Below are 7175 nucleotides of genomic sequence, written 5' to 3'. Positions count from 1 at the left end.
GAAAAGGGTGTTATATCTAAAGCAGACTGGGATCGGTCAATAGCCTCTTTTGAAACTGCTGTCGCTGGAAAAAGTTCTGCCTATTATAGTGTACAAAGCGCTGCAGCTACTGTTAATGAAGCAAAAGACAATTTGAGTCGTACAGAAATTTATGCACCTATGAGTGGTACTATTTCTTTGCTAAACGTAGAATTAGGTGAACGTGTTGTTGGTACTCAGCAAATGGCTGGAACAGAAATATTAAGAGTAGCTAACCTTAATAACATGGAAGTTGAAGTTGATGTTAATGAAAACGATATTGTAAAAGTCCAAATTGGAGACTCGACTATTGTTGAAGTTGATGCATACTTAAAGAAAGAATTCAAAGGAATTGTTACTGAAATAGCCAACTCAGCTGCAGGAGCTCTTACGGCAGATCAGGTTACTAATTTTAGAGTAAAGGTTAGAATACTTGAAGAATCTTATAAAGATCTTATGAAAGATAAACCAGATTACTATTCTCCATTTAGACCTGGTATGACTGCTACAGTAGATATCATAACAGATAAAAGAAGTAAGACTGTTGCTGTTCCAATTAGTTCAATAGTCATTAAGACAGATACATCTTCAGCTAAAAAAGATTACAAAAAGAAAACGCCATCAGATGACATTAAACCAGAAAATGAAGAGAAATTTGAATGTGTTTTTGTCTCAAAAAATGGTGAAGCCAAAATTAGAGTTATCAAAACAGGAATTCAGGATGACACTAATATTGAAATAACTTCTGGTTTAGAGGAAGGTGATGAAATCATTACGGGTCCTTACAACGTTGTCTCAAAGTCTTTAAAATCTGGAGATAAAATAGAAAATAGATCTAAAGAAAAAGATAAAGAAGCTTCTTCTGAAGATTAATTTTATTCTAAATTAATATGGCCATCATATTAAATATTGAAACATCAACAACAAATTGTTCAGTCTCTCTTTCTAAAGAAGGAGAGACTTTAGTTTTAAAAGAGGATAATAATGTCAATTATTCTCATGCAGAATCTTTACATGTATTTATTGATAAGGTTGTTAAATCTGCAAAACTAACTTTAAGCGATATAAATGCAGTTGCAGTGAGTAAAGGACCTGGTTCTTATACAGGTTTAAGAATAGGTGTGTCAGCAGCTAAAGGTCTTTGTTATGCATTGAGAATTCCTTTAATTTCAGTGTCTACTTTGCACGCTCTTGCACTTCAAGTAATTACTAAAGATGGAATTATTGTGCCTATGTTAGATGCACGTCGTTTGGAAGTGTATTCAGTAATATATTCAGCTTCCTTTGAAGAGATACGTGGTGTAGAAGCTCAAATATTGAACAAAGATTCTTTTTTAGAATATCTTAACTCTAATAGCGTTTATTTTGTTGGAAACGGAGTTGAAAAATCAAAGCAATTAATTTCACATCCTAATGCAAATTTTGTTGAAGGTAAATTGCCTTCAGCAAATGAAATGAGCTTATTAGCATACCATAAATATAAAAAAAGCGACATCGAAGATGTCGCCTATTTTGAACCGTATTATTTAAAAGATTTTATTGCTTTAAAATCTAAAAAATAAGATTATCCTTCTTTTTTAATTTCAACAGCATGCGGATAAGGAATTTCAATACCTGCTGCATCAAGTGCCTCTTTAGTGTTTTCTGTAACATCAAAGTATACATCCCAATAATCTTCTGTTTTACACCAAGGTCTTACCGCAAAGTTTATAGAACTATCTGCTAATTCTGTAACAGTTACAGCAGGAGCTGGATCTTTAAGTACTTTTGGATGAGATGTTAATACATTCATAAGTACATCTTTAGTCTGCTTAATATCAGAATCGTATCCAACACCAAATACTAAGTCTACACGTCGTGTACCTTCAGTAGTATAATTAATGATATTACCATTGGATAATGTGCCATTAGGAATAATGATTTCTCTGTTTGTTAGACCTACAAGTTTAGTTGTGAAAATTTCAATTTCTTTTACTACTCCTAATTCGCCTTGAGCTTCAATTAAATCTCCAATTTTAATTGGCTTAAAAATCATTAACAGCACACCACCTGCAAAATTTGCAAGAGAACCTTGAAGTGCTAATCCAACAGCTAAACCTGCAGCAGCTAGTATTGCAGCAAATGATGTTGTTTCAATACCAACAGTGCCAAGAACAACAATAATGAGTATGATTTTTAATGTCCAAGTCAATAAATTAAGTAAGAATTTTTTTAGACTCTCATCATAATCTCGCTTTTGCATTGCCTTTCCTAAGCCTTTAATAATTCCTTTGATAATCCATGAGCCAATAATCCATATGGCTATAGCAGCTAATATTTTAGGGCCGAAATCAACAATAATCTCGTATCCTTTGTCAATCCATTTTTGTAAGTCCATTAGTGTTTAATTTTTAGTGAAGTCAAAAATAAAAAAACCGAATGGATAATCTACACGATAACACATTCGGTTTCAATAAATTTTATTTTTTTGAATTATAACGTATTAATATAATTCAGCAATCTAATGAGATCGTTTTGTTTTGATGTTTTTATTTTATTAGCTTTAATAAAACTTAACACGTCTTTTGTGTGTTTTGGGAATGTTTTAGCTAACTCTTTCTTATTACTAGGTAATTCAATTGCAATTCCTTTTTCGTTTAATGTAAAATAAAGGTCATCTTTTCGTTTGTACTCAGCTGGTCTAGCTTTGTCATAACCGCTTTTAGCTTTTTGTTTGTCTTTAAAAACAATTTTTTCTTTAACTAAAAGAGGTTTGGGACTATTAGATGCAATAACAAAATAGCCACTTTTATTCTCACCAGTTTTAGAATCTATATAATTATAAGCTCTGTAGGATTTTTTATCTTTTATTAATGTTATTGTAATACCAGTTAATTCCTTATTAAGCGCATCAAGATCACCATTGTCTTTTTTTACTTCAACGACATCGTTAAATGCGTTGTATCTTACGTTGAATATTTGAGTTTGTTCCTCAAAAAGTACTTTACCAGGCATAAACTCATTCAAAATATATGGAGTTCCTTTTACTGTTGTGTTATTCATGTCGAATGAAGAAATCATTCCATTATTGGAAATTAAATTTTGTCTTGAAGCATCATGTTCAATTGTATTATTTTGAGCATTTAAATTAAAAGAAAAAAATATAAGTATTATTATTAAAAAAATTGATTTTATCATAATTAGTTGTTTTTGTTTTTATGTATCAATAAATATGCCAATAGCAATACTACTGATTGTCTATTTTACTTCAAAAGTTAATTTCAAATTCACTCTAAATTCAGTTACGTCATCGTTTTTTACGATCGCACTTTGGTCTTGAACATAAACTGAACGTATATTTTTAACGCTTTTTGATGCTTCTTTTACTGCTTTTTTTGTTGCGTCTTCCCAGCTTTTATCAGAATTTGATAAAACTTCAATTACTTTTAATACTGCCATTTTTTTAGTTTTTATTAATTATTAAATCTAAATCTAAGATAATCATTTAAAGTCTAACAACCTAGCCATTAATAGCTTCAACTGTATTCACTTTATCATTTAGCATTTCTTTTAACATGTTTTCAATACCATTTTTAAGTGTAAAAGTAGATGAAGGACAGCCACTACATGCACCTTGTAAGATTACTTTTACTGTTTTGCTATCTGCATCATAAGATTGAAATTCAATATTGCCTCCATCACTTGCAACTGCTGGTTTAACATATTCTTCAAGAATATTAATAATTTCTTTTGAAATATCATCGTAAGCTTCAAATTTCGCATCAAGTACTTCGTTAGTCTTTTCTGAAGAATTTTGTTCATCTACAAGAATAATTTCTTTTTTATTTTCAATATAAGATCTTATAAATTCTCGCAATTCCATTGTAACATCATTCCAGTCTGCAACATCATACTTAGTTATTGAGACAAAATTTTCTTCTAAAAAGATACTTTTTACGAAAGGAAAATGAAATAATTCAGAAGCGAAAGGTGAGTTTTTTGTATCGTCAATAGATTTAAACTCATGATAGTTGTTAACGAGTTTTTTATTAGCAACAAATTTAATTACAGACGGGTTAGGTGTGCTTTCGGCGTAAACGGTTACAGGTACTTTCTTTTTAGCCGAAGTGTCAGTAATGATGACTCCATTGTTGTTGATGTAAGTTTCAATTTGTTCTGCCACTTCATCTTGTACATCTAGCCATTCAACAATATTAAAACGTTCAATAGCAATGAAATTACCTGATATATATACCTTTTTAACAAATGGTAAGTAGAACAATTGCTGTGCTAATGGTGATGGTGCAGCATCATCAATAGTATTAAATTCATAGCTTTCATGTTGCGTTAAAAATTTGTCAGCTTCAAATTTTATAATAGTTGGATTTGAAGTGTTTTTTATTGAGATTTTTACATTTTCCATATGTGCTCATTTTTTTTGCAAAAATACTAATAGTATTAGTTTATTGCTATATTTTTTATGGTTTGTCGAAACTCAAAGTCTTTTAATAAATACTAAAGCATGATAAAATGAGTTATAAAGTACATTGCTTGCTAGTTTTGAACTGTTAAACTGTCAATTTTGTAGCTGATAAAAGGATGTAATTAGTTAAAATTTATTAAATTTCGCTCTTATTATGGAAAGCTTAATTGCCACGCTAATGTTTATTGGTGTAAAAGTTATATTTGACGATTAATTACGAATAACTTAAGTATTTGTTTTTGAGGGAGTTAAATTTTTTTTTAGCCTTTCTGGTAAAGATTTAGATTAGTGATTAGTCAAGTATTATGAAGAAACTATACACGTTACTTATATTATTACTTTCATTTGGTTCTTTTGCTCAAGATCTTCTTATGCAAGATGGTACATTTAATAGATGTGAGCCAGATGTATTTTATGACTCTGGAGGAGCTACAGGTACTTATTCAGATGATGAAAATATTGTAACTACAATTTGCGCTACAAATCCAGGTGATTTTATCAGTGTAGACTTTACATCATTTAGTACACAACTGAATACAGATATTTTAACCATTTATGATGGTGATGATGTTACTGCGCCAGTTATAGGCTCTTATTCAGGAGTTGCTGGTCCAGGAGTTGTTACTGCTTCTAACACAAATACGAGTGGATGTATTACGTTTGAATTTGTGTCAAATGCAACAGGTAATACAGTTGGTTGGGAAGCCAGTATTATATGTATGGAGCAATGTCAAATAATCACTGCAGCTATCGATAGTACAGATCCTTTGGCTAATACTGCTGGTGTTGTTGAAGTTCCACCTGGAACTCCTATAGATTTTGATGGAAGTGCAATGTTTTCTGATGATGATACAGGAGCAACTTATTTTTGGAATTTTGGAGATGCATCTACTGATTTAGGGACTTCAGTGTCCCATTTATATACCAATCCAGGAACATACAATGTTACACTAACTGTAACAGATCCCAATCCTACAGGTTGTTCTGATATAGTAAATATTACAGTTATTGTACTTGAGCCAATTGTTACAATCAACAATGCAGCTTATCCAGAATCCTCTTTTTCACCAGAAGAGCTCATAGAAAATGTTCTAGTTTCAGGAGGCTGTTCTGGAGTTGATAATTTTTCATTTCAAGTTAATGGTGCTCCAGGTGATTTACAAACAAAGAGTTATGGTTATTTTACTAAAGGTGGTGCAGCTGCCGACTTTCCTTTTGAGGATGGGATTGTACTAAGTACAGGTAGAGCTTTTCCAGCAGGAAACACACCTAATGGAGGTGCTTTAGTGTCTTTTGCTAACGGCCAAGCTGGTGATGCAGATTTAGATGCTCTTTTTACACCTACAGATCCAACTTTTGACACAAATGATGCTACATTTATCAAGTTTAATTTTGTTCCAACAGCTGATGAAATTAGTTTTAGATATATCATGTTTTCTGAAGAATATGACGGTAACACTGAGTGTAATTTTGCAGATAGTTTTGCCTTTCTTTTGAGAGAAGTTGGGACTACAGCCTATACGAATCTTGCTGTGTTACCTGATGGAACTCCGGTTAGTGTTACTAATATAAATAATTCAGGCGTTTGTACTGATAATCCAGGCTTTTTTGAAGGTTACCTTTTAAATGATACTAATTATGGAGGAAGAACAGTTCCTCTAACAGCAACAGCAACTGTTATACCTAATACTGCTTATGAAATAAAGTTAGTAGTTGCAGATGAGGGCGATTCTATTTGGGATTCAGCAATATTTCTTGAAGCAGGTAGTTTTAATTTAGGAGGTGAACTTGGCGATGATATAACTATCGCGGCTGGGACTGCATTATGTGAAGGAGAGATAGTTACTCTAGATACAGAAGCTCCAACCGCTACACATACTTGGTTTAAAGATAGTGTTGTAATTCCTGGCGAAACAGGATCTACAATTGATGTTACCGAAAGTGGTACTTATTCTGTAAATGTTGTTTTTGCTCCAGGTTGTGATTCATCTGATTCGATAGAAGTTGAGTTTAAACCTAGTCCAACAGCAAATACGGCTCTAGATCTAAGCATATGTAGTTTGGCTGGTGTTGGAGAATTTGATTTAACTGAAAATGATTCAGAAGTTTTAGGGTCACAGGATATAAATGACTTTGTCATAACGTATCATCCAACACAAGCAGATGCTGATGCTAATACAAATCCATTAACAAGTCCTTATACTAATATTTCAAATCCGCAAACAATTTATGCGAGAATAGCGGATACAACTCAAGAGTGTTTTTCTACAACAACTTTTGATTTAGTCTTTAGTATGTTAGCTATTAACCCTGTTACACCATTTCAAGTATGTGATGATGATACTGATGGTTTTGCAATATTTGATTTAAGTTTAAAAAATTCAGAGGTTATAGGTGCTCTAGATGCAACTACTGTAAATGTTTCTTATTATGCTACTCAAGCAGATGCAGATTCTGGAATGAATCCTTTACCAATACCATTTACTAACACAATTGTTAATAATCAAACTATTTATGTTCGTTTAGAAGCTAATAATGAAGACACCTGTTATAACACCACTACATTAGATTTAGATGTTATAGTAAATCCTGTTGCCAATGTTTTGACAGCCTTAGAGGTTTGTGATGATGACAACGATGGTTTTACGAGTTTTGATTTAAGTTTACGTGATGCTCAGGCAGTAGGAGGTCAGGC

At 32.1% G+C, this 7175-nt stretch carries 7 protein-coding genes; 3 read left to right on the top strand and 4 right to left on the bottom strand.

What is annotated here, in order from left to right:
- Positions 1-891: efflux RND transporter periplasmic adaptor subunit (locus AB8B90_RS07775; protein ID WP_405335383.1), on the top strand; the 891-nt coding region annotated here is incomplete at its 5' end.
- A gap of 17 nt (positions 892-908) precedes the next feature.
- On the top strand, positions 909-1580 hold the full coding sequence (tsaB, locus tag AB8B90_RS07770) for a tRNA (adenosine(37)-N6)-threonylcarbamoyltransferase complex dimerization subunit type 1 TsaB (RefSeq protein ID WP_405335381.1): 672 nt from the start codon (positions 909-911) through the stop codon (positions 1578-1580).
- A 2-nt stretch (positions 1581-1582) separates the two neighbouring features.
- On the opposite strand, the gene AB8B90_RS07765 is transcribed toward tsaB, so the two are convergent.
- The 4 genes from AB8B90_RS07765 to AB8B90_RS07750 all read right to left on the bottom strand — a co-directional run bounded on the left by AB8B90_RS07765 (position 1583) and on the right by AB8B90_RS07750 (position 4420).
- Positions 1583-2395: a mechanosensitive ion channel family protein gene (locus AB8B90_RS07765; protein WP_405335379.1), complete on the bottom strand. Its 813-nt coding sequence runs from the start codon at positions 2393-2395 to the stop codon at positions 1583-1585.
- A 95-nt stretch (positions 2396-2490) separates the two neighbouring features.
- On the bottom strand, positions 2491-3195 hold the full coding sequence (locus AB8B90_RS07760) for a hypothetical protein (RefSeq protein WP_405335377.1): 705 nt from the start codon (positions 3193-3195) through the stop codon (positions 2491-2493).
- Between the two features lie 60 nt (positions 3196-3255).
- Entirely contained in the window at positions 3256-3456 is a 201-nt protein-coding gene (locus AB8B90_RS07755; RefSeq protein ID WP_405335375.1) for a dodecin family protein, read from the bottom strand.
- A gap of 61 nt (positions 3457-3517) precedes the next feature.
- On the bottom strand, positions 3518-4420 hold the full coding sequence (locus AB8B90_RS07750) for a NifU family protein (RefSeq protein WP_405335373.1): 903 nt from the start codon (positions 4418-4420) through the stop codon (positions 3518-3520).
- A gap of 365 nt (positions 4421-4785) precedes the next feature.
- On the opposite strand from AB8B90_RS07750, the gene AB8B90_RS07745 reads away from it, so the two are divergent.
- Positions 4786-7175: choice-of-anchor L domain-containing protein (locus AB8B90_RS07745; protein ID WP_405335371.1), on the top strand; the 2390-nt coding region annotated here is incomplete at its 3' end.

The sequence above is a fragment of the Psychroserpens sp. genome, assembly GCF_045105015.1.
GTDB lineage: Bacteria > Bacteroidota > Bacteroidia > Flavobacteriales > Flavobacteriaceae > Psychroserpens.
The sequence above is the reverse complement of the archived record's forward strand: the minus strand, read 5'-3'. Positions and strand labels throughout refer to the sequence as shown.

Excerpts from the sequence above, each read along its gene's own strand:
- AB8B90_RS07760 (WP_405335377.1), bottom strand. The coding sequence starts at position 3,195 with ATGATAAAATCAATTTTTTTAATAATAATACTTATATTTTTTTCTTTT.
- AB8B90_RS07755 (WP_405335375.1), bottom strand. The coding sequence starts at position 3,456 with ATGGCAGTATTAAAAGTAATTGAAGTTTTATCAAATTCTGATAAAAGC.
- AB8B90_RS07765 (WP_405335379.1), bottom strand. The coding sequence starts at position 2,395 with ATGGACTTACAAAAATGGATTGACAAAGGATACGAGATTATTGTTGAT.
- tsaB (WP_405335381.1), top strand. The coding sequence starts at position 909 with ATGGCCATCATATTAAATATTGAAACATCAACAACAAATTGTTCAGTC.
- AB8B90_RS07750 (WP_405335373.1), bottom strand. The coding sequence starts at position 4,420 with ATGGAAAATGTAAAAATCTCAATAAAAAACACTTCAAATCCAACTATT.